This is a genomic window from Phytobacter sp. RSE-02, assembly GCF_040578655.1.
In the GTDB taxonomy this organism is placed as follows: domain Bacteria; phylum Pseudomonadota; class Gammaproteobacteria; order Enterobacterales; family Enterobacteriaceae; genus Phytobacter; species Phytobacter diazotrophicus.
Genome location: NZ_JBEULY010000002.1, coordinates 19,903 through 42,001, shown reverse-complemented (window position 1 = coordinate 42,001; position 22,099 = coordinate 19,903). Strand labels below are relative to the sequence as shown.

The following is a 22,099-nucleotide window of genomic DNA, read 5'->3' as shown; positions in this document are numbered from 1 at the left end:
ACTGGCGGATTACCACACCTCTTCCGCTATTTGCGTAACGAGGCGCACTTTATCCCATTGTTGCTCTGCTGTCAGCGTGTTCCCCTCCTCCGTTGAGGCAAAACCACACTGTGGGCTCAGGCAAAGCTGGTTCAGACTGACATATTTCGCCGCTTCCTGTAAGCGCGCTTTGATGCCTTCCGGGTTCTCCAGTTCCCCATTTTTGGTGGTTATCAGCCCCAGTACCACCTGCTGTTTGCCAGGGCGAATAAAGCGCAGCGGCGCAAAATCACCGGAGCGGTCATTGTCATACTCAAGGTAGAACGCATCGACATTCACGCTACCAAACAATACTTCCGCCACCGGCTCATAACCGCCTTCGGAAATCCAGGTAGAGCGGAAATTGCCGCGACAGACGTGCAGACCAATCGTTAAGTCCGCCGGTTTGCCTTCCAGCGCTTTGTTCAGTACGCGGGCATAGATTCGCGCCAGCTCATCCGGGTCTTCACCACGCTCGACTATCTGACGGCGCTGATCGTCAGAGCACAGGTAGGCCCAGACGGTATCGTCCAGTTGCAGATATCGACAACCTGCGGCGTAGAACGCATGGATCGCGTCACGCCAGGTGGTCGCAAGATCGTCAAAATAGTCTGCCAGGTCCGGGTAGACGGTGGCGTCAATATCTTTACGGCCACCACGGAAATGCAGCACGCTCGGGCTTGGAATGGTCATCTTCGGCTGGGCATTACCACTGATGCTTTTCAGGTAAACAAAGTCTTCCAGCATTGGGTGATCGCCAAAACCGAGTTTCCCGGTCACCCGCACACCGTGTGCTTTGGTCTGCACACCATTGAACTGGATGCCTTTATCCGCGTCGTAACGCTCAACGCCCTGCAGACCATCAAAGAAATCGAAATGCCACCAGGCGCGGCGGAACTCCCCGTCGGTCACCACATGCAAGCCGCAGTCACACTGCTGCTGAACCACCTGACGGATAGCCTCGTTTTCCACGGTACGCAGTTGCTGCGCGCTGATTGTGCCCTGCGCAAATTGTTGACGAGCCTGTTTAATGGCATCCGGACGCAGGAAGCTGCCTACTACGTCTGCGCGGAACGGGGCCTGATGACGCTGCTGCATGGTGATCTCCTTGCACGCCGGGCCAGATAGTTTCCCGGCGTGATAGTTCATTATTTGAATTTTTAGCCTTCTGGATGGCTAAACGTCCAAATAAAATGTCACACGCAGTGTCTGTGTGGCAAACGAGATTTTCTCAACACACATGAAAAAAATTCAACTTGCCGCGAAACTGTACCCTTCATCTTCCCAGCCGGTTATCCCGCCGAGCATAATTTTGACCGCCAGCCCCAACCGCGCCAGCTTGAGCGCCGCACGGTCCGCCCCATTACAATGGGGGCCTGCGCAATAGACAACAAAGAGGGTATCCTGGGGCCATTGCGCCATGCGTTCCGGTGTCATTTGCGAATGCGGCAGATGGATCGCGCCGGGAATATGGCGCCTGGCGAAGGTCTCCGGGCTGCCCACCACATGTAACAGCACAAAATCTTGCTCCTCGTGGTTCAACGCATGGTGGACATCGGCGCAATCTGTCTCGACGCTCAGGCGGCGCAAAAAGTGACTGGCGGTAATCTCAGGTGAGGCGGCAGGAACTTCCGATACATAGCTCATAGTGCTTTCTCCAGGTTTGTGTTAACACTAATGTAACGAAAACAGGACACAGCGACTGTATAGCTTTATGCCAGATAACCGCAAAAACATGACAATTTCACTGCTCCACGAACACCAACATTTGGTTGTCGCTCTCGCTTACGACGGTTTATGTACTTTTGAGTTTGGCGTCGCCGTGGAAATTTTCGGCCTGCCACGCCCCGAACTGGGCGAGAACTGGTATCGCTTTGCCGTTGCGGCGGTGGATGAAGGGGAGCTGCGTGCGACTGGCGGTATCCGCATTGTGACCGAAGGCGGCGTGGAACTGCTCGAACAGGCCGATACAATCATTGTTCCAGGCTGGCGCGGCGCGCAAATGCCGGTACCGGAGACGCTTTGCCAGGCACTGCGCCAGGCCCATCAGCGCGGATGCCGGATAATGTCTATTTGCTCCGGGGTCTTCGTGCTTGCCGCGGCCGGGCTCCTCAACGGACGAAAAGCGACAACCCACTGGCGCTACACTGATCTGCTGCGTCAGCGCTATCCGGCAATCGAGGTGCTGGAAGATGCGCTCTACTATGATGAGGGCCGCGTGATGACCTCTGCGGGTAGCGCGGCAGGCATCGATCTGTGTCTGCATGTTGTCCGCACCGATTTCGGTCGCGACATCGCCAATAATGTTGCCCAGCGTCTGGTGGTTCAGCCCCACCGCGACGGGACACAGACGCAAAAAGTGACGGCACCGGTGGCCCGTTCGCGGGAGAGTCAGTCGCTGGGTAAACTGTTTGATTTTGTGCACCAGCAACTCGCCGCAAGCCATACCGTTGAGTCGCTGGCCCGTCATGTCGGCATGAGCCCGCGCACGTTTTTACGCCGGTTTGCGGAATCCACTGGCACTACACCCGCCCGCTGGATTTTGCAGGCCCGTCTGCGGCGGGCCGAAGAATTGCTAACCCAGTCACGAATGAATATCGACGTGATTGCCGAACAAATCGGTTTTAGCAATGGTGCCGCCCTGCGCCATCATTTTCAGCAACATTACGCACTCACCCCAGGACAATTTCGCAAAAAATTTACGCTGGTGAATAAATAGTTCACATAATTAAGCTATTGTTTAGATTCAATGAGGTAGTATTCCATTCAACGCGGCAAATAACGAAAGGTAAGTGAGGTTAGTATTATTCGATAAAAGGAGAGTAACCATGTTAGGAAATATGCATGTTTTTATTGCAGTGCTGGGAATCATTTTATTTTCTGGTTTTCTTGCTGCATATTTTAGCCATAAATGGGACGACTAATGAACGGAGATAATCCCCCACTAAACAGGCCCCTCGCGCCGATACGCCGCGAGGGGCCTTCTTTTTTGCCGTAATGCAGGCAAAAAAAACCGCCAGTTCACACTGACGGTAAAATGCTTGCATGGATAGATTTGTGTTTTGGTCTATACGCTACCCTGTAGCCACAGGATTAACGGATCACGTTTAATCTACCCACCGTTTCCTAAATAAAGACTAAACGATGGCAAACTAAGCCCCGGAATCACATTTGTCATCGCCTTAATGTGACGCCACGCAAAATAGTGGGCCTTTATTTCCCTTTCATTACCAGACTCGCCGCCTGCGTAAAAATGGCATCCTCCACCCCGTCGCCCCTGTTTCTGCCCTGACGCTCTATCTCTTCAATGATATTGTCCCGATTAATAACCTTACCGCCCGAAATCAGCCCAATAACGGCGGCCCCAATGGCTAATCCAATGAGTCCCGTACGCTCGTCATTGAATTTCATACCGTTTCCTCTCTGTACGACCTCTTTGTTGGGTCAGGAAAAATTTAGCATAGGGTTTACAGGCCGCCATTCATCGAGGCTAAAAAGCGATAAAAATCTTACTGAATGCAGGGTTTTTAGATGAGACGAAACGGTATTGCGTATCCTGATAAAAGAGCCGAGAGACATTAATTCGGGCTAATCAACTGATTTTGCAACGGGCAAATCCGCCATGTCGGCAGAGCGTTACCTCGTAGCATTCTCTGCCCCACAGGCGAAAAAAAATGTAACGAAACCTGACATTCTGCGACTAAAGTGTGAGAGGTAAGCGCGTTATGTAACGTACCCGTTGCCCTCTTCTGAGGCAGTGCCGTCTCCCAACGGGCCGAAAGAGATCAGCCCCTGTGCACAATAAAACCGCCATCGTCAGATTGAAGATCATGACCGCTTTTTTACAGGCCAGGCCGATGCCAGTTTTAACGGAGCATAAGAGTAAAAATACGCAGGCAAGAAGACGATAAACAGAGAGGGTTATAAGAGAGGATCAAATTTACACCCCGGCCTTCGCCAGGGCGTTTATTATGCAGCGAATCTTGCATTATTATTCAGTGCCACTTTAGGCCATAATGTTCGCGGACGACTTTTTCCAGTGCGACGCGATCAACAGTCACTGCCGCCCGTTCTTCGGGAATGGCCAGCCGATATTCGCAGCCGGGGATAATGGTTGTTAGCCGATGCAATCTTTTTTTATAACGGATCCATTTCATATTCATCCCCTGCCTCTACAGCGCAATTCATTCTTGCTTTATTTTATTGTAGTCAGCGTAAACCTTGAGCGTAATGATAAAGATCATCTATTTATTTTGTTTTATGAAAAAAACTAACAGGATACAGATTGTGGTGGCCCAAATGTTAACACAATACGTCTAAATTTGCGTAGCGGATATACAAGCAAACGTACAAAAGATATTCAGCCAGCCTTCATATGAAAGCTGCATTTAAAATAAATAACGTTTTTGCGCAAACACGCGGCTATTTTACCAGTCTGTTTCAGAAATACGCTCTGACGCTCAGTATCCCGATTAAAAATAACCCACGGGATATCTCTTTTAGCAGCAAAACGTTCTGTCAGACGACGGATTCTTCTTCATGTCGCTGTTTGTCATACTCTTTTTGCGCAGCCTCCAGAGTCGGACCATGTTCCAGCGCCCAGTGGTAAAGCGCCTCGAAAGGTTCACGCAGCGAATGTCCTAAAGGGGTAATGCTGTATTCCACCCCAACCGGCATGGTGGGCAGCACTTTTCGGTATATCAAACCGTTGCGTTCAAGGCGCTTGAGGGCATCAGCAAGCGCCTTGTGGGTAATGCCATCCAGGCGGCGGCGGATCTCATTGAAGCGCGAAGGTTCCGTGCACAGTACGGTCAGGATCAGAATCGACCATTTGTTGGTGATGTGCTCAAGCACCGGACGCGTTTTTCCTACTTCTCTCAGGCTGTTGCAATCCATTTTTGTCATGTCGGTATATCCACTGATATCTGGTATAAACAAAGTGCGTAATTGATACTAAATATAAAACTTATATCATCTGTTTTCCACTCACTGAGGAGATCAATGATGAACAGACTCAATAATAAAGTGTCCGTCGTACTGGGCGGAGCCAAAGGCATCGGTCTGGCGATTAGCCAACGTTTTGCCCACGAAGGTGCCGCCACCTGGTTTACGTCTCGTCGGGATGAAGAGTTGCAGGCCGCCGCTGCCACCATCGGAAACAATGCCCTGCCACTGCGCGCCGATGTCAGCCAGCAAAGCGAGCTCATTCGAATTATGGAAAAAGTGCAGGCTGAATCCGGTCATATTGACGTGCTGGTGATTAACGCCGGTATGTCGGAACACGCGACGCTGGAACAGATTTCCGCCGATCATTTTGAACAGATTTTTGGGCTGAATGTCCGCTCTCCGGTGTTTGCGTTGCAGGCGGCCCTGCCCCTGCTGAAACCCGGCGCCAGCGTGGTGTTAATTGGTTCAATAGCCGACGTTATTGGCTCGGAAGGTTATGGGGTCTACAGCGCCAGCAAAGCCGCGCTGCGCTCTTTTGCACGAACCTGGACACGTGAACTCGCCCCCCGCGGTATTCGCGTGAATGTCGTCGCACCCGGTCCGGTGGACACTGAAATGATGGCCGCCGCATCGGAGGCGTTCCGTCAGGGGATCATTAGCGCCATTCCGTTAGGCAGAATGGGCACGCCGGAGGAAATTGCCAGCGCCGCGCTGTTCCTTGCCAGTGATGACAGCCGCTATATCGCTGGCGCGGAAATTTGCGTCGATGGCGGGCTGACCCAAGTGTAATAAAGACCGTGCTGTAAAGAGGCCGCTATGCGGCCTTTAATCAAACTGATACACCTTGTTGGCCCGGTTACCCGCGCCAGCAAACCACGAAAATCATTTTGAAAGACAGAGCCCATCTGCAATGATGCAGCGTCCTCTACGCCGACGGGCCTGAATATATAAGAGCGTGATGCCAGCCAGGATAACGGAATGTCATAACAGGAGGTTTGCATGTTCAATAAAATTATAGTTGTTAACACGTTACGCATTGCCAGCGCTTTCCCCCTGTTATTGCCTTTTTACACCCAGGCAGCGTCACCGCAACATGTCATTAAGCCAGCGACATCCACCTACGCTATTGAGGTGGGTGACATAGACGTCACCGCCCTCAGCGACGGCGCTATCGTTCAGGATTTGCACAAATTACTGCGCGGAACGTCCGGCGAAATGATTGATAGCCTGCTGGCTAAAGACCAGCAGACTAATCCGGTCAACGTGCCAGTCACCGCTTATCTCATCGCGTTACCGGACCATAACGTGCTTGTTGATACGGGGGCCGGTCAACTTTTTGGCCCCGGAAATGGCGGGCTTTTATTACATAGTCTGGCAAAGCTTGGGATTGCGCCGCAGGATATTACGGATATTTTGCTGACTCACCTACACGCCGACCACGCCGGGGGATTAATGAATGATGGACGCCGGACGTTTCCCAATGCCAGCATATTTATTGGTAAACCCGATGCGGATTTTTTCTTTAATCAGTCAAAACAACAGCAGAAAAGATATGGGCCGCGCTACTTCGCAACCGCAAAGAAAACTCTGGGACCTTACAGTGATGCGGGCCAGGTAAAGACCTTTACAGGCACTCAGACGCTGCTTACGGGCATTACTGGCACAGTTCACCCCGGCCACACGCCCGGCTCTTCCTTTTATACTCTGGAAAGCAAAGGGGAAAAAATTGTCTTTGTCGGCGATCTTGTTCATGTCGCTGCGGTGCAATTTCCAAAGCCCAGTGTCACGATAATCTATGACCAGGATCAGGAACAGGCCGCGCAGGTTCGTCACGTTGCGTTTTCATCCTTCGCCAAAAACGGCACCCTGATTGCTGCTCCGCATCTTCCCTTTCCGGGTTTCGGCCACGTTGCTCGCGGGGCGAATCAAGGCTATGTGTGGTTACCCATTCAGTTCGGTACGCATGAAACGATAAAACGCCCATGATCGCTTCTCACTGCGGTGATACAGACACGATGGCAATAGTGATACGCCGCTCTCTGCAACATCAGTAGGGTATCCACATCGCCAAAGCAGCGGCCCGTTCTGGCGATGAAACACGTCGCGACTGGCCGCCTGTGCAATATATTAGTGTAATTCAGAGAGAATTCTGTCCGGCGATACGCTGCCCAGGAAAGTATGGGCGGAGCTATCGAGCACAACCATCGCGGGCGTTACCTCTACGCCCAGCCGATCTGCAAGTGCAGATTGTTGAATGATCAGATTTTTACATTTTTCCGTGCTGTCATTTGCCGGTAAAAATCCCGCCATCGCATTTTGCAGGCTTTTCGGACGATCTGACGCACACCATACTCTGGCCATATCTTCGATAACCGAATCTTTTATTGATGATGGAACAACAGTCAGAAACGACATGGTCAAACCTGCATCCGTATATTTCTTTATATTTTTGACGACGAAGCTGCAATAGACGCACTGATTATCTACAAAAACTAACAATTTGTGTTTTTCCGGACTGGCCTGAAAGGTAATAGGTTCAAGCGCAGGTAAAGAGTGTGAGATATCTTCATAGGCCATCTGCGGCGTGGTATCAGTGGCGGGGACAGACGACGCCAGCACTGCAGAACTGGCTGAAATCATAAAAACTGCACTTAATGCTTTAAGAAAACCCTTCATTCCCTTTTTCCTTCCTGATTTGGTATCGGATTAACGCTACTGTGGCGGTGCCAGTAAACGCCTTATCCATTATTTTTGCAGCATTTTATTGCATAACTGTGCGTCGCTTCGTTTAAGCAGGCCATCATCGCAAGTCCGAACAGTAAAGCTGCGACATCACCTGTCACCGCACTGGTGCATCCAGAATGTCCTGAATAACGACCATTATCGTCATTTAAGACATTCCTTTCTTCCTTATGATTCTTCCATCGAATCAATTGTGACTGAAAGGAACCTGCTATGAACATCGCTACACAACCCAGTAAAGGCACTGCCGTGATCACCGGTGCATCGACCGGCATCGGTGCTATTTACGCCAATCGCCTGGCGCGCATGGGTTACGACCTGATTATTGTTGCCCGCAATCACAACCGCCTGAATCAGATGGCAAGCCATATCACCGCCGATACGGCCCGCAATGTTGAGGTGGTGGCGGCCGATCTTGGCGATGCCGAACAACTTAACGCCCTGGAGAAAAAACTGCGCGACGATGCCAGCATCACTTTACTGGTCAACAATGCGGGCACGGGCACACACACGCCGCTGTTATCCAGCGATGTCGACCAGATGCAGGCGATGATTAACCTGAACGTGGTTGCGCTGACTCGCCTGACATACGCCGTTGTTCCCGGATTCGTCGCGCGTGGCAACGGCGCCATCATCAATATCTCTTCCATCGTCAGCATCGCACCGGAATTGTTAAACGGTGTTTACGGCGGAACAAAAGCGTTTGTGCTGGCCTTTAGTCACTCCTTGCACCACGAACTGGCCGACAAAGGGATACAGATTCAGGCCGTATTACCAGGCGCAACGGCAACGCCGTTCTGGGATAACGGCGGACTCCCGCTGGAGCAGCTCGATAAAGCGATAGTTATGAGCCCTTATGACCTGGTGGATGCCGCGCTGACAGGCTTTTTGCGCGGTGAACTTGTCACCATCCCTTCTTTGCACAACGAAGCCGAGTGGCTGGCGATGGAAAACAGCCGCAAGGCCATGATCCAACATCTTTCGAGCAATACCCCGGCTGAACGCTACCGCGACAGCGCTGGCCGCTAACCCTTTTATCCAACAGGAATGACATGATGAAACTCACCGGAAACACTCTTTTTATTACGGGCGGCACCTCAGGCATTGGTCGCGCCATCGCCGAAAAATTTCACCAGCTTGGCAATCAGGTGATCATCTCTGGTCGTCGTAAGGCGCTATTAGAGAGCGTGACTGCCGCCAATCCGGGTATGGATTACGTGGTCCTCGATGTCACCAGTGCTTCTGATATTAAAAACGCGGCACAGCAAGTACTGTCTCGCTATCCGGCGCTGAACGTAGTGATAAATAACGCAGGGATTATGCCGTTTGATAATCCCGCCGCGGAACTGGATGACGAGATGGCCACCACGCTGCTGGATACCAATCTGCTGGGCACCGTTCGGGTGAGCGCCGCGTTTGTTGAGCATCTGAAACAGCAAGATGATGCGGTACTGATCAACAACAGTTCCATACTGGCCTTTTTGCCACTGGTCACTAACGCGCTCTATTCCGCAACCAAAGCCGCGATCCACTCTTATACCCTTTCCCAGCGCTTTTTGCTCCGCGACGCGGGAGTGAGCGTGATAGAGATTGCGCCGCCGTGGGTGGACACCGATCTGATCTACAAAAGTGGCGATGCACGGGCAATGCCCTTAGCAGACTTTATCGAACAGACCTTCGAGAAACTGGCTACGGATAACCCCGAAGCCATTGTCGATAGCGTGCTCCCTGCCCGCGCCAACCCCGGTGCGAATGAACACGCAATGGTGAACGCGTTTAATCAGGCGATGGTTGAAAATCCAATCCCGGTTGCGTGATCGGATGTCGGGCAGGCAACTGCCCTTCGCTGGAGTTTATGATGCAAAACCACATTTCCATGCCACAACGCCGCGCGCTCTGGGCGCTGAGTATTGCTTATTTTATTCAGGCAACAGGTTCCCTTTCCGTTGCCGGTAGCCTGGCACCCATATCCCATGAATGGGGACTCAGCGATGCGCAAAGCGCCCGTTTGCTCTCTATTTTCGGCCTGACGTTTGCGCTGGGTGCGCCGCTGGCGCAAGTGATGTTTGGCACGATGATGCGCAGAACCCAGGTCCTGGCAGGCATGCTGGTGTTCGCGCTGGGGGGCGCTATTTTTGCCATTGCGCCGAATTACGCATTGCTGGTCATATCGCGTATTGTGATGGGACTGGGTGCGTCGCTGATAGGCCCGGTGCTGGTGGCGTTGGGCGCTGAGTTAGTGTCCCCCAGGGAGCGTGGCAGCGCCATTGCCATGATTTTGCTGGGCGTGTCGATGGCAAGTATGGTGGGTATTCCGCTGGCCGCGTGGATAGCCAATGCCTGGGGCGCGCGGTGCTTGTTTACCCTTGTCGCGCTGGTAAGTCTGATCACCGCTACAGGTGTGTGGCTGCTGGTGCCGAATGAAGTTAAAGGCGTCGATATCCGTTTGCGCCATGTCGGCCAGGTGCTGACCGACGGTAAATCGCTGTCCGCGTTTTTGGTGGTCTTTTTTATCACCTCCGGGGTATACGATATGTATGCGTTTATCTCGCCGATGATCCGCGACCGCTGGCACGGTGCGGCCACCGATGTCTCTATCGCGTTAACGGTTATTGGCGTGGCGGGCATACTGGGCAACCTTTTTGTCAGTCGTGCTGCACGCGTTTACAGTGCGGAGCGTTTACTGATCATCGGTATGACCTTGCTGGTCGCAGATATGCTGCTGATAACGCTGCTACCCGCTCAACTGGCATGGTTGTTTATCCTGCTGGTGGTGTGGGCCTTTTCAACGGATCTGCTATGGCCAACACAGCAGCGGCGCATCGTGGAAATCTCCTCAGCAGAAACGCGGGGTATTTCGCTGGCCTTAACCAGCGCCTTTATGTTCTGCGGTATTGGTTTTGGCTCAGCGGTCGCGTCCTGGCTTTATCCTCTGAGCGGTTTTTACGGCGTGATGATAAGCTCGATGCTGTTTTTGTTGCTGGCATTGACCAGCCTGGGTATATCGGAGCGGCTACGCGCCCGTTCTGCGCAATGGGTAAATATTGAATTGCCATAAAGAGGTTGCGATGCACCGGATAGGATTGATTATTTCTGACCACTTTCAGATGCTGGCATTGTCGACACTGACGGTATTTGAGTTTGCCAACTTCGTGGCTGAAAAGCCTTTTTACCAGTTGACGGTCTATTCCGAATCCGGTGGCAAGGTGCGCTCCTCCTCTGGTATTGGCGTGGATTCCGAACAGTTGAGCGACGAAACCCTGGTTGATTCCTGGCTGGTGGCGGGGGTGCTTTCCCCGGTAGAGGAGCCCGCAAGCCCGGCGGTGATCCATTTTCTGCAAACCTCTGCCCGAAAAGCACGCCGTATCGCGGGCATCTGCACCGGCGCCTTTGTGCTGGCACAGGCCGGGCTTCTGGCGCAAAAACGGGCCACCACGCACTGGGCGCACTCCCGCAGTTTCACCACGCTGCATCCCGGCGTTCAGCTTGAAGATGACCGTATCTTTATTATCGATGACACCATCTGGACTTCGGCAGGGATGACTGCCGGGCTGGATATGGCGCTCGGTATGGTGGAAAAAGATCTGGGCGCAGAGATTGCCCGTATTGTGGCGCATCGCCTGGTCATGAATCAGCGCCGTTCAGGCGGACAGACACAGCATTCCGAAATGCTGGCGCTGGCACCACGCTCAGATCGCCTGCAAAGCGCGCTCGAATATGCCCGCAACAACCTGCACAAAACGCTGACGGTGGAACTGCTGGCCGATGCCGTGCATGTCAGCGCCCGCCAGCTCAGCCGCCTGTTTCGTCAGGAAACGGGGAAATCTCCGGCGAAAGCTATCGAAGGATTACGGCTGGAAGCGGCAAGATTGATGATTGAACAAAGCCGCCTCTCCCTGGATACCATTGCCCGTGAAGCCGGTTTTCGCGACCGGCGTCATATGCGGGAGGTTTTTATTCGCGGCTATGGTATTCCGCCGCAGTCACTCCGTACGGGCAGGTAGCATTAAGCAGTAAGGTGCGAGTCTGCCCGCGTCCCCGGTTTTTGCAGGCTCGCTTTTCGGTAGACGGCCGGGGTGATGCCATAGCGTTTTTTAAAGGCTTTGGTGAACGATGACAGCGACAAAAAACCACACCTTTCGGCAATGATATCCACCGCCAGAACCCTTTCATCAATCAGTAACCGCGAGGCCAGCGCCATACGCAAATGTGTCAGCCACGATTGTGGCGTCTGGTGATAACTGTGCGCAAAATACCGGGCAAAGGTTGCGCGCGATAAAAAACAGCGTTCAGCCATTAACTCAAGGGTCCAAGGGTATGCCGGATCCGCGAACACCGCTAATAACGCAGGCGTCAGACGTTTATCACTCATCAGCCGCAGCATACCCGGAGGCGGTTCTCGCAGTGAAAGTAATATCCGCAGCATCATCGCCAGCAGCGTATTTGCCAGCCCTTTAACCATCGCCATACTGCCTGGCAAACTGTTCTGGCTTTCACGGACTAACATCGTCAGCAACATTTCCAGCTCCGGAAAGCTTTTGCGCTCCGCAGGCTGAAGATGGATAAGCTCGCTCTCTTCGGCGAACAGCCAGGTGCAGTCGGCCCCAAAATAAAACTCCCCGCACAACACCTCGACGGACGGTCCCGGACCTTCCGTGCGTACCTGCGTCAAAATGCCATTGTGATGCCCCTGCGCGGGTACCACTTGTCCCCAGTCCACCAGGCTTTCAAGGATATGGGGCGAACCCTGAGGAAGCAGCAGAATATCCCCGGCACGCACATTAAAGGTTTTACCTGCAATGTGCAGGCGCGCCTCCCCCCGCATAATGACATGCCATGGCACAATGCCGGCTGGCAGTTGCTGATGGTCAGCAGCCCACCGCCCGTTAAACCGACAATGAAGGTTAACCACGCATTGCGGTGCCAGCACAGCAAGTAATGAACTGAGGTTATCCACGCGCACTCCTGAGACGATAAGACAAAAAATAGCCGCTTTAGGGGCAATAATAGCATGGCCAGCGCCCTATGATGTGTCCATCGCCAATACGGTGGCGCACATTAACTGACAGGAGAACATCATGAGCCGTTTAACCGCAATTCAGGTCGAAAATGCCACAGGCAAAACTGCCGATCTTTTCACAATGATCAAACGCGCAATGGGTAAAGTGCCAAACGCGTATCAGACGATAGGTATCGCGCCCGACATCCTGGGCCAGGCGCTGCAACACAATGCCACGCTGGCAAAAAGTACGCTGAGTAAACAGGAGCTGGAAGCCATTAACCTGGTCGTGAGTGAACTCTCCGGCTGCGATTACTGCCTTGCCGCGCATACCCTAACGGGCAAAATGGCCGGTTACAGCCTCGCGCAAACACAGGCACTGCGCCGGGGCGAATATCCGGATGATGCCCGTATTGATGCGCTGGTGAAATTCGTCGCAAACGTGGTCTCAACCCGCGGTACGCTGGCGGAAGAGACGGTAACCCGCTTCCTGGCGGCTGGCTTTAACGACCGTCAGGTTATAGAAATCATCAGTGCGATCAGCGCGATTCTGTTTACCAACATGGTCAACCGCGTCAACAATACCGTGGTGGATTTTCCACCCGTAAACTAAACACACTCGGACATTAAGATTTCTGATTTCTATCATGGCGGTGACGGGTTCCTTTGCACATCATTACCCGCCCCGCCGTTCTCACGGGCAGGCACGGCCTGACGCGCTACAATTTTTCCACCAGCGTTTTTAATTGCCTGAGTAAATCGTCTTTTTCATCTTCATCGCGGCCTCCGTACGGCCAGGTAGACTGGCGAATAACCAGGCGCGTCGGCAGCAGCTCACGGATCCGCATTTGCGGGGCGGCCATCTGCTGAATCAACAACTCCACGGCGCGCTTCCCGAGCTTGTTGAAATCCTGTGCGACGGTAGTCAGAGGCGGCTGGAAATAGAGGCTGTCCGCCGTGTCGTCATAGCCGGTGACAGATACCGCCCTGCTGCCAGTGCGATTGAGCTGTGCCAGCGCGCTCAACACTCCCAGCGCCATCTGATCGTTCGCCACGACAATGGCGCTGATTTTCGGATACTGATGTAACAGCTCAAAAGCTTTGTGCCAGCCGCTGGCCGCGCTCCAGTCGCCGAAGACCGTCACCGCATTACGTACACCGTGACGATGCAATGCTTCACGCCAGCTACTGAGCCGCATCCGCGCGGAGACCGAACTTTCCGGCCCCGCCAGTAAGCCAAACTCCCGATGCCCTAATTCCCACAGATGCGTGACGCAGGCACCGCAGCCCTCCATGTGATCAAAGCGCACACAGCAGACATCGGTCTCCGGCGATATATCCAGAAACAGACAGCAGATATCCGGATTCTCACTCACCAGTTTTTCCGCAATGCTCCCTTCCAGCGGCAGATTAATAATCGCGCCGCGGATGTTTTGCGCGCGAAACTCATTCAGCCGCGCCTGTAAAGAGGCGTAATCGGCCGTCACGGGCATCGCGATCGCCACCTCCAGCTCGTGGGCGCTGGCGTGACTTTTGATCGCGGCGGCTATTTGCGAAGGGGCATGCAGCGTTAACGACGCGGTAATCAGGCCAATCGACGGCGCCGATTTCCCGGCCAGTAATTGTGCCGAGCGGTTCGGCACATAGTGCAACGCCTGCATCGCGCGGATGACTTTATCGCGGGTACGTTCAGCCACCACCTCGGGTTTATTCAGCACGCGTGACACGGTTTGTTCCGAGACACCCGCCTCACGCGCCACATCTTCCAGGGTTGCCGTACGGCGTTGCATCGCCTTCTCCTTAACCTTGTGATAACAATGTCGTTCGCTAACATTATATGTCGAAAAGACGACAAAAAACGGCGTCTTTCGCACGGTTTCGTGATCGTTAATGGGTTTCACTTTCCCAAATATTGTGGCACTAAACAAAATATCTGATAACTCACCTATCTTGTCGAGCGAATGACATTTCTTTTTATTATCAGGTATAGCGATGCAACATTACGATTCCCACGCGCGTCGTGGCCCCCGGTTCCACGATGTGCTTGCCCGTGAAGACTGGCAAAATCAGACCATTACGCACCTTAACCGCTTAGCGGCTCACCCGACGTTTGCCAGTTGGCGAGACGTTCATGCCGCAAAGGAAAATCAGCCCTCGACGCACCGTCGCCTGCTGGACGGACAGTGGCAGTTTGCCCTGGCGCGCAGCCCCTTTGAGGTGGATGCCTCCTGGCTGGAAAGCGATCTGCCCGGTAGCCGCAGCACGCCAGTTCCCTCGAACTGGCAAATGGAAGGCTATGACACACCTATTTACAGCAATGTGCGTTACCCCATTGAAACCACCCCGCCGCGCGTGCCGGAAGAGAACCCGACCGGCTGCTATTCGCTGCTGTTTAACGTCGATGCGCACTGGCTGGATGAAGGGCAAACGCAGGTTATCTTTGATGGCGTTAATTCTGCCTTTCATCTGTGGTGTAACGGTGAATGGGTCGGTTACTCGCAGGATAGCCGCCTGCCTGCGGCCTTCGATCTGAGCCCTTATCTTCATACCGGCGAGAATCGCCTTTGCGTGATGGTGATGCGCTGGAGCGCAGGAACCTGGCTTGAAGATCAGGATATGTGGCGGATGAGCGGGATCTTCCGTTCGGTCTGGCTACTGCACAAACCTGCGCTGCACCTGAGCGATGTCCAGCTCACCCCACAGCTCGATGCGCTGTATTGCGACGCAGAACTGGCGGTTAACGTCACCGTCGCCGCCCCGACGCAGATGCTTAAGAACCTGACGGTCAACGTCGAGTTGTGGAACGACACACAGCGCATCGTCAATCATCAGCAACCGCCCGGCTCGCCGGTGATTGATGAGCGCGGCAACTATGCCGAACGCGCGGTGATGCGCCTGCCGGTCGAACGCCCGGCGCTGTGGAGTGCGGAGACACCGAACTGCTACCGCGCTGTGGTCTCCCTGTGGCGCGGCGATGAGCTGATCGAAGCCGAAGCCTGGGACATCGGTTTTCGTAAGGTTGAAATTGACAATGGCCTGTTGAAGCTCAACGGTAAACCGCTGCTGATCCGCGGTGTCAACCGCCATGAACATCACCACCAGCGCGGCCAGGTTGTCAGCGAAGAGGATATGGTGCAGGACATTCGGCTGATGAAGCAGAATAATTTTAACGCCGTGCGCTGCTCCCACTACCCCAACGCCCCGCGCTGGTATGAACTCTGCAACCGCTATGGTCTGTACGTCGTCGACGAGGCCAATATTGAAACCCACGGTCTGGTGCCCATGAGTCGTCTCTCTGACGATCCGTCATGGCTCCCGGCATACAGCGCTCGCGTCACACGGATGGTGCAAAACAACCGCAACCACCCGTCGATTATTATCTGGTCGCTGGGCAACGAATCCGGCGGTGGCGGCAATCACGAAGCCATGTACCACTGGCTTAAGCGTAACGACCCGTCACGTCCGGTGCAGTACGAAGGCGGCGGAGCAAACAGCACGACAACCGACATTCTGTGCCCGATGTATGCCCGCGTGGAGAGCGATCTGCTGATACCGGCGGTACCGAAATGGGGGATCAAAAAGTGGATCAGCCTGCCAGGTGAGCAGCGCCCGCTCATCCTGTGCGAATACGCGCACGCAATGGGCAATAGTCTTGGAAACTTTGTGGATTACTGGCGGGCATTTCGTGATTATCCGCGCCTGCAGGGTGGCTTTATTTGGGACTGGGCCGATCAGGCGATCACCAAAACCTTTGATGATGGCAGCGTCGGCTGGGCCTACGGCGGCGATTTTGGCGATAAACCCAACGACAGGCAGTTCTGTATGAACGGTCTGGTGTTCCCCGACCGCCGCCCTCACCCTTCACTTATTGAGGCCAAACATGCCCAGCAATTTTTCCAGTTTACGCTGCTGGCGCAAAACCCGCTGCGCATCAGTATTACCAGCGAATATCTGTTCCGCGCGACGGACAATGAAACACTGCACTGGCAGGTTCAGGCCGCAGGTGAAACCGTTGCCCATGGCAGTGTAGCTCTGGATATCTCGCCGGAGGGGCACAAGGCGTTGACGCTCGCGGAGACGTTGACGCTGCCCACCGGTGCCGAAGAGGTGTGGCTGACGCTGGAGGTTATCCAGCCGCAGGCCACGGCCTGGTCAGAAGCCGGGCATCGTGTCTCCTGGCAGCAGTTCGCTCTCGCCGCCCCGCTGGTGCTGCGATCACCTGGACACCCGGCGAATGCACCGGAGCTTGAGGGCAGCGACAGCGCCTGGACGATACGCTGCGGCAGCCAACAATGGATTATTGACAGGCAAAGTGGGCTGCTTACCCACTGGCAGGTCGACGGCGTGGAACAGTTACTGACACCGCTGCGCGATCAGTTCGTGCGTGCCCCGCTGGACAATGACATTGGTGTCAGCGAAGTGGAACGCATCGATCCCAACGCCTGGGTCGAGCGTTGGAAGAGCGCGGGGTTGTATAACCTCACCGCGCGCTGTGTGCAGTGTGAGGCGCAACGTCTGGCTCATGAGGTGATGATAGACAGCCGCTGGCACTACCAGAGCGGTGATGACGTGGTAATTGTCAGCCACTGGCGAATGACCTTTGATGCCGAAGGCAAGCTGCATCTGGCGATCGATGGCGAACGCGCGGGCACTTTACCGCCGCTGCCGCGTGTCGGGCTGAATTTCCAGGTGCCGGATCAGTACCAGCCTGTCTCCTGGCTGGGCTTCGGCCCGCATGAAAACTACCCGGATCGGCGCGCCAGTGCCTGCTTTTCCCGCTGGACGTTACCGCTCGATGAGATGACAACGCCCTATATTTTCCCCAGCGAAAACGGCCTGCGTTGCGATAACAAAGCACTGGACTGGGGGCACTGGCACGTCGCGGGAGATTTTCATTTCTCTGTGCAGCCCTACAGTACCGCGCAATTAATGGAGACCGACCACTGGCACAGGATGCAGCCGGAAAATGGCGTCTGGATAACCCTCGATGGTCAGCATATGGGTATCGGCGGTGATGACTCCTGGACGCCCAGCGTATTGCGGCAATGGTTGCTGCTTGAGACACGATGGCAATATCAGTTAACGATCCACTTCCAATAATAATCGGGGGGCGTTAAGCCCTCTGGCATACAGGCATAACAAGATGGAACAGTCACAATGAAACTCTCTCAACTCGCACCAAGAGAACGACATAATTTTATCTACTTTATGCTGTTCTTTTTCTTTTACTACTTCATTATGTCGGCTTATTTCCCTTTTTTCCCGGTCTGGCTGGCGGAAGTTAACCATTTAACCAAAACCGAAACGGGGATTGTCTTCTCGTCTATCTCGCTGTTTGCGATTATTTTCCAGCCGGTGTTTGGCCTGATTTCCGATAAGCTGGGGTTACGCAAACACCTGCTGTGGACCATTACGGTCTTGCTGATCCTGTTTGCCCCGTTCTTTATTTTTGTGCTCTCACCTCTGCTTACAAATGAATATTTTCGCCGGTGCGCTGGCCGGAGGGATCTATTTAGGGATCGTCTTCTCCAGCGGTTCTGGTGCTGTCGAAGCCTATATTGAACGCGTCAGTCGCGCGAACCGTTTTGAATACGGTAAAGTGCGCGTTTCCGGTTGTATTGGCTGGGCATTGTGCGCATCGATAACCGGTATTTTGTTTGGTATCGACCCTAACATTACGTTCTGGATCGCCTCCGGTTTTGCTCTGGTGCTCGGCGTACTGTTGTGGATGTCCAAACCCGAAGGCAGTAACAGCGAGTTGGTCATCGACGCGCTGGGCGCCAATCGTCAGGCATTCTCAATGCGAACCGCCGCCGAACTGCTGCGGATGCCGCGTTTCTGGGGCTTTATTGTTTACGTGGTTGGCGTCGCCAGCGTCTATGACGTCTTCGACCAACAATTTGCCAACTTCTTTAAAGGCTTTTTCTCCAGTCCGCAGCGCGGGACCGAAGTCTTTGGCTTCGTTACCACCGGTGGGGAACTTCTCAACGCCACGATTATGTTCTTCGCACCCGCCATCGTGAACCGCATCGGGGCAAAAAACGCACTGCTGGCCGCCGGGGTTATTATGTCAGCACGTATTTTGGGGTCTTCTTTCGCGTCGTCTGCGGTTGAAGTGGTTATCTTAAAAATGCTGCATATGTTTGAGTTGCCGTTCCTGCTGGTCGGCACCTTTAAATACATCTCTTCGGCCTTTAATCCAAAACTGTCGGCCACGCTGTTCCTGATTGGCTTTAACTTATCGAAACAGCTTTCAGGGGTGGTGCTATCGGCGTGGGTGGGACGGATGTACGACACGGTTGGCTTCCATCAGGCGTACCTGATTCTGGGCTGTATTACCCTGACTTTTACCGTTATGTCGCTGTTTACCCTGAAAGGCGGTAAAACGCTGCTGCCGGAACCAGGATATAACAGCGCCGCGTGATAACACGCCACGCAAGGGATGACCAGAGCATCCCCAAAACGCGACGGCAGGCTATCTGGTACTGATGCACCAGATAGCCGTCCGGGCGTGTAAGCGGTTAAAATAAAAAAATATAAACGTTGCTTAATTAATTTCGCTATGTCTTAATAGCGCCATCGGTTTGGAATACAGACCTTATGAAAGCAGTTTTAGTAAAGCAGTCCTCAGTTCAAGTGTTATCCATAGATATCCTTCTTCGAGAGCCTCCTCCTAAGTGCCAAATAAGTCACTCTAACATTACAGGCCATTATCGCCACTCTGCGTGGCCCATAAAATTAAGGAAGTATCTATGTCTAATAAAATGACTGGTTTAGTAAAATGGTTTAACTCCGATAAAGGTTTTGGCTTTATCACTCCTGACGATGGCAGCAAAGATGTATTCGTACATTTCTCTGCTATCCAGAGCGACAGCTACAAAACGCTTGATGAAGGCCAGAAAGTATCCTTCACTATCGAAAGTGGCGCTAAAGGCCCTGCTGCCGGTAACGTTACCGCGCTGTAAGTTGCGCGCATTATCAGTGATGTTTACAACAGCGATGAAGACAACAGTCTGAGCAGATAAAATCTACTGATAAAAATAAACCCGCCGAGTGCGGGTTTTTTATTGCCTTACATTCAGCCAGCGGCTCGCTTTTATTATTTCCGGTTAGCGGACCGGTTATTAAACAGCCAGTGCCTGACTTACCCCTGGGTAATTCACCCTCTGTCCTTGCAGCCCTTTCAACGACAGAGGGTTGTGTTTATTTTTTCAGACAGACGTTCCCCGTACCCGAATAGGCTCTTTGATGGCATTCACGGACAACAACCGCTGGAGCGCATTAATAGCGGTGTCAGTAAGTTCATGCCCTTTGGTCAAGACCATCAGTCCATTCGATGTCAGAATATCTTCCTCAACCACCCATCCGGGCAGCAGTTCGCGAATATGCGCAGAACGAACGCCACTCACGTTTGCACGGAAATCTGACAACGCCTTAATGATGTAGTCGGGCAGTGGTGGCGTGGCCGCACGCAGAATTTCCCATGGCCGCTCCAGGCTCCAGCCACGGACGGCATGTTTTTCCAGTTCGAGCGCGGCACGCAGCAAATGCGCGCCTCGCAGAACCTCCAGAGGGACATTCGGCGCCGGCTCTTTCGCCTGGTGACGTATAATTCCCGCGACCAGTTCGAGGCGAGGAATGTTCTCAACCAACCGCCCGGCAACCTCCGGATGACCAAGCAGCAGTTTTTTCTCTTCATCCGTCAGTTTACGCTGGGCTGCATCAGCCTGGACGATATCCGCAGGAATACCGACACAGCCTATCTGGCTTAGTGACGCCGCGATGGTGTAAATCCATTCATCGGGCCACTCCAGTTTCGGCAACGCATGATTCACACATGACTGCGCGAACGCGGAGCGCTGAAAAGCCCATGGCGCGACCATCGCGAGCACTTCGGTCAACGTTTTCACCGAAGCGGTAAGCGTGGTGGCAAGCAACTCTTTTTCGGCACAAATAAGGCGATACTGGCGCACCGCCTCATTCAGCGTGGCAATCAGTTCGTCTTTTGGACAAGGCTTACACAGATAGCGAAAAATGGCGCCTTTATTGATAGGCGCAATAGAGGATTGCACATCGGCCTGACCGGTCAGCAGAATTCGAACACTGTCGGGAGAGATTTCCCGCGCTTTCGCCAGAAAAGTCGCCCCGTCCATGCCAGGCATACGCATATCGGACACGATGACGGCAAACTTTTCGCCCCAGCGAACGGCGTCAAGCCCGGCCTCGCCGCTCTTTGCGACCACTACATCAAATTCCCCAAAAAGATTGCGTTCAATGGCGGCGAGCACATTGGGTTCATCATCCACGCACAGTACCCGAGCGAGGGCAGTATCAGTCATGATGGGTCTCCTTTATATGAGCAAGCATTTGCTGCCACAGAGGGAGCTGGTTCAGCATGCCTGTTTGTTCGAGATAATCGTTATCGGGTACGTTATTGTTCGCCAGCGCGACCGCAACATGTACGGTACCGATCGCACCGAAGCTATTATTCGTAAGGCGTGAAGGCTGGGCTTGCCGGGCAACGATCTCGACGAGATCGCCGGGCAACCCCCACAACGCAAGCATCCAGGCACCCAGCGCGGCGCGGCTCGTGGGGGAATGGCCTTCAATATCGGGAAGCAGAAGAGCAATGTTGGCGAGCAATGCGGCGGTCGACTCCAGCCCCTCGTGGCCACACATGCGGGCGGCGAGTTGCGAGGCGAGAAAGGCCTTACGTTGTAACTCACTGACAGCAGGATCACTGTTCGCTTCGCTAAAAAACTCAGGTGTCTGGATCAATGACGTTATCTGCTCCAGACCCAGGTGGGTGATGGCACTGCCGATATCGTGGATTCGCGCCCCTCGTGTGAACCAGGCCGAATTCGCAATCTGCAAAAATCTGACCGTCAGCGCGGGATCGCGCCTGATGAGATCAGTAATACGCGGGATATCACAGGCAGTCCCGGAAAGGCATTGTCTCAGTTCGGCGAATATCTCAGGTGTGGCAGGCAGGTGGCTAATATGCCCCGTTAAATCAATGAGCCCCGGATCGTCAATAGTCTGGCGTAGCGCGAGCGTGCTTTCGATCATCTCGATCAGTGCCGTACTGTCACACGGCTTAGACACAAACCGGTGCGCGACCTGGAGCATTCGTTGGGTTGATGTGGGCTCTGAATAGCCAGAAAGGATGATCCGTACCGTACCCGGCCAGCGAGCGCGAACCTGGGTGAGCAACTCAGCCCCATCCATAAAAGGCATGCGCATGTCCGATACCACAACATCTGCCGGAGTCTGTTCAAGCATCGCCAGCGCATCAGGACCACTACTTGCAAAGCGGCATTCCCAATCGGGGTTATACATCATGACCGCTCTCTCAATGCCCGAGAGTATGCGGTTTTCGTCGTCAACAAACAT

21 protein-coding genes and 1 pseudogene are annotated in these 22,099 nt (G+C 53.7%); 12 read left to right on the top strand and 10 right to left on the bottom strand.

Annotation, left to right across the window (positions count from 1 at the left end; translation table 11 throughout):
- Nucleotides 1-9: 9 nt before the first annotated feature.
- Nucleotides 10-1,116 carry a cobalamin-independent methionine synthase II family protein gene (locus ABU190_RS03915; protein ID WP_107222775.1) on the bottom strand — a complete coding sequence of 369 codons (1,107 nt, stop codon included), beginning with the start codon at nt 1,114-1,116 and terminating at the stop codon, nt 10-12.
- Nucleotides 1,117-1,269: 153 nt separating this feature from the next.
- A complete protein-coding gene (locus ABU190_RS03910) occupies nt 1,270-1,665 on the bottom strand; it encodes a rhodanese-like domain-containing protein (protein WP_354690451.1) in 396 nt (131 codons plus the stop codon).
- Nucleotides 1,666-1,732: 67 nt separating this feature from the next.
- Between ABU190_RS03910 and ftrA the strand changes: the two genes are divergently transcribed.
- Nucleotides 1,733-2,737 (top strand): transcriptional regulator FtrA, encoded by a 1,005-nt coding sequence (ftrA, locus tag ABU190_RS03905; protein ID WP_354690450.1) that lies wholly within the window; start codon nt 1,733-1,735, stop codon nt 2,735-2,737.
- A gap of 109 nt (nt 2,738-2,846) precedes the next feature.
- On the top strand, nt 2,847-2,942 hold the full coding sequence (gene mgtS, locus ABU190_RS03900; RefSeq protein ID WP_039078912.1) for a protein MgtS: 96 nt from the start codon (nt 2,847-2,849) through the stop codon (nt 2,940-2,942).
- A gap of 289 nt (nt 2,943-3,231) precedes the next feature.
- Here mgtS and ABU190_RS03895 read toward each other — a convergent pair whose 3' ends face one another.
- From ABU190_RS03895 to ABU190_RS03885, 3 genes are all read right to left on the bottom strand, one after another.
- Nucleotides 3,232-3,429: a hypothetical protein gene (locus ABU190_RS03895; protein ID WP_039078911.1), complete on the bottom strand. Its 198-nt coding sequence runs from the start codon at nt 3,427-3,429 to the stop codon at nt 3,232-3,234.
- 584 nt (nt 3,430-4,013) lie between these two features.
- Entirely contained in the window at nt 4,014-4,175 is a 162-nt protein-coding gene (locus ABU190_RS03890) for a hypothetical protein (RefSeq protein ID WP_158276519.1), read from the bottom strand.
- Nucleotides 4,176-4,536: 361 nt separating this feature from the next.
- Nucleotides 4,537-4,923 (bottom strand): helix-turn-helix domain-containing protein, encoded by a 387-nt coding sequence (locus ABU190_RS03885; protein WP_354690449.1) that lies wholly within the window; start codon nt 4,921-4,923, stop codon nt 4,537-4,539.
- 99 nt (nt 4,924-5,022) lie between these two features.
- On the opposite strand from ABU190_RS03885, the gene ABU190_RS03880 reads away from it, so the two are divergent.
- Both ABU190_RS03880 and ABU190_RS03875 read left to right on the top strand, forming a co-directional pair.
- Nucleotides 5,023-5,754, top strand: a complete 732-nt coding sequence (locus ABU190_RS03880; protein WP_039078909.1) for an SDR family oxidoreductase — start codon at nt 5,023-5,025, stop codon at nt 5,752-5,754.
- A 210-nt stretch (nt 5,755-5,964) separates the two neighbouring features.
- Nucleotides 5,965-6,951, top strand: a complete 987-nt coding sequence (locus ABU190_RS03875) for an MBL fold metallo-hydrolase (protein WP_354690448.1) — start codon at nt 5,965-5,967, stop codon at nt 6,949-6,951.
- Nucleotides 6,952-7,092: 141 nt separating this feature from the next.
- Here the strand turns inward: ABU190_RS03875 and ABU190_RS03870 are convergent, their stop codons facing one another.
- The gene (locus ABU190_RS03870; protein WP_354690447.1) at nt 7,093-7,641 is read right to left on the bottom strand and encodes a thioredoxin fold domain-containing protein; all 549 of its coding nucleotides are present in this window, start codon (nt 7,639-7,641) and stop codon (nt 7,093-7,095) included.
- 279 nt (nt 7,642-7,920) lie between these two features.
- On the opposite strand from ABU190_RS03870, the gene ABU190_RS03865 reads away from it, so the two are divergent.
- The 4 genes from ABU190_RS03865 to ABU190_RS03850 are packed head-to-tail and all read left to right on the top strand — an operon-like array spanning nt 7,921 to nt 11,711.
- The gene (locus ABU190_RS03865) at nt 7,921-8,736 is read left to right on the top strand and encodes an SDR family oxidoreductase (RefSeq protein ID WP_108701231.1); all 816 of its coding nucleotides are present in this window, start codon (nt 7,921-7,923) and stop codon (nt 8,734-8,736) included.
- 26 nt (nt 8,737-8,762) lie between these two features.
- A complete protein-coding gene (locus ABU190_RS03860) occupies nt 8,763-9,524 on the top strand; it encodes an SDR family NAD(P)-dependent oxidoreductase (RefSeq protein ID WP_039078906.1) in 762 nt (253 codons plus the stop codon).
- A gap of 41 nt (nt 9,525-9,565) precedes the next feature.
- Nucleotides 9,566-10,765, top strand: coding sequence for an MFS transporter (locus ABU190_RS03855; protein ID WP_354690802.1), 1,200 nt, complete (start codon nt 9,566-9,568; stop codon nt 10,763-10,765).
- 10 nt (nt 10,766-10,775) lie between these two features.
- Nucleotides 10,776-11,711, top strand: coding sequence for a GlxA family transcriptional regulator (locus ABU190_RS03850; RefSeq protein WP_039078904.1), 936 nt, complete (start codon nt 10,776-10,778; stop codon nt 11,709-11,711).
- 2 nt (nt 11,712-11,713) lie between these two features.
- Here the strand turns inward: ABU190_RS03850 and ABU190_RS03845 are convergent, their stop codons facing one another.
- Nucleotides 11,714-12,664 carry an AraC family transcriptional regulator gene (locus ABU190_RS03845; RefSeq protein ID WP_354690446.1) on the bottom strand — a complete coding sequence of 317 codons (951 nt, stop codon included), beginning with the start codon at nt 12,662-12,664 and terminating at the stop codon, nt 11,714-11,716.
- Between the two features lie 121 nt (nt 12,665-12,785).
- Between ABU190_RS03845 and ABU190_RS03840 the strand changes: the two genes are divergently transcribed.
- The gene (locus ABU190_RS03840; protein WP_354690445.1) at nt 12,786-13,319 is read left to right on the top strand and encodes a carboxymuconolactone decarboxylase family protein; all 534 of its coding nucleotides are present in this window, start codon (nt 12,786-12,788) and stop codon (nt 13,317-13,319) included.
- A gap of 106 nt (nt 13,320-13,425) precedes the next feature.
- Here the strand turns inward: ABU190_RS03840 and ABU190_RS03835 are convergent, their stop codons facing one another.
- Nucleotides 13,426-14,496 (bottom strand): LacI family DNA-binding transcriptional regulator, encoded by a 1,071-nt coding sequence (locus ABU190_RS03835; protein ID WP_354690444.1) that lies wholly within the window; start codon nt 14,494-14,496, stop codon nt 13,426-13,428.
- Nucleotides 14,497-14,698: 202 nt separating this feature from the next.
- Between ABU190_RS03835 and ABU190_RS03830 the strand changes: the two genes are divergently transcribed.
- From ABU190_RS03830 to cspA, 3 genes and pseudogenes are all read left to right on the top strand, one after another.
- Nucleotides 14,699-17,806, top strand: a complete 3,108-nt coding sequence (locus tag ABU190_RS03830) for a beta-galactosidase (protein ID WP_354690443.1) — start codon at nt 14,699-14,701, stop codon at nt 17,804-17,806.
- A gap of 57 nt (nt 17,807-17,863) precedes the next feature.
- Nucleotides 17,864-19,130: pseudogene (locus ABU190_RS03825) on the top strand (MFS transporter).
- Between the two features lie 328 nt (nt 19,131-19,458).
- Nucleotides 19,459-19,671 (top strand): RNA chaperone/antiterminator CspA, encoded by a 213-nt coding sequence (gene cspA, locus ABU190_RS03820; RefSeq protein WP_016495754.1) that lies wholly within the window; start codon nt 19,459-19,461, stop codon nt 19,669-19,671.
- Between the two features lie 246 nt (nt 19,672-19,917).
- On the opposite strand, the gene ABU190_RS03815 is transcribed toward cspA, so the two are convergent.
- Together ABU190_RS03815 and ABU190_RS03810 are read right to left on the bottom strand one after the other, a co-directional pair.
- The gene (locus tag ABU190_RS03815; protein WP_354690442.1) at nt 19,918-21,045 is read right to left on the bottom strand and encodes an HD domain-containing phosphohydrolase; all 1,128 of its coding nucleotides are present in this window, start codon (nt 21,043-21,045) and stop codon (nt 19,918-19,920) included.
- Entirely contained in the window at nt 21,038-22,099 is a 1,062-nt protein-coding gene (locus ABU190_RS03810; protein WP_354690801.1) for an HDOD domain-containing protein, read from the bottom strand. Before ABU190_RS03810 ends, ABU190_RS03815 begins: the two co-directional genes overlap by 8 nt.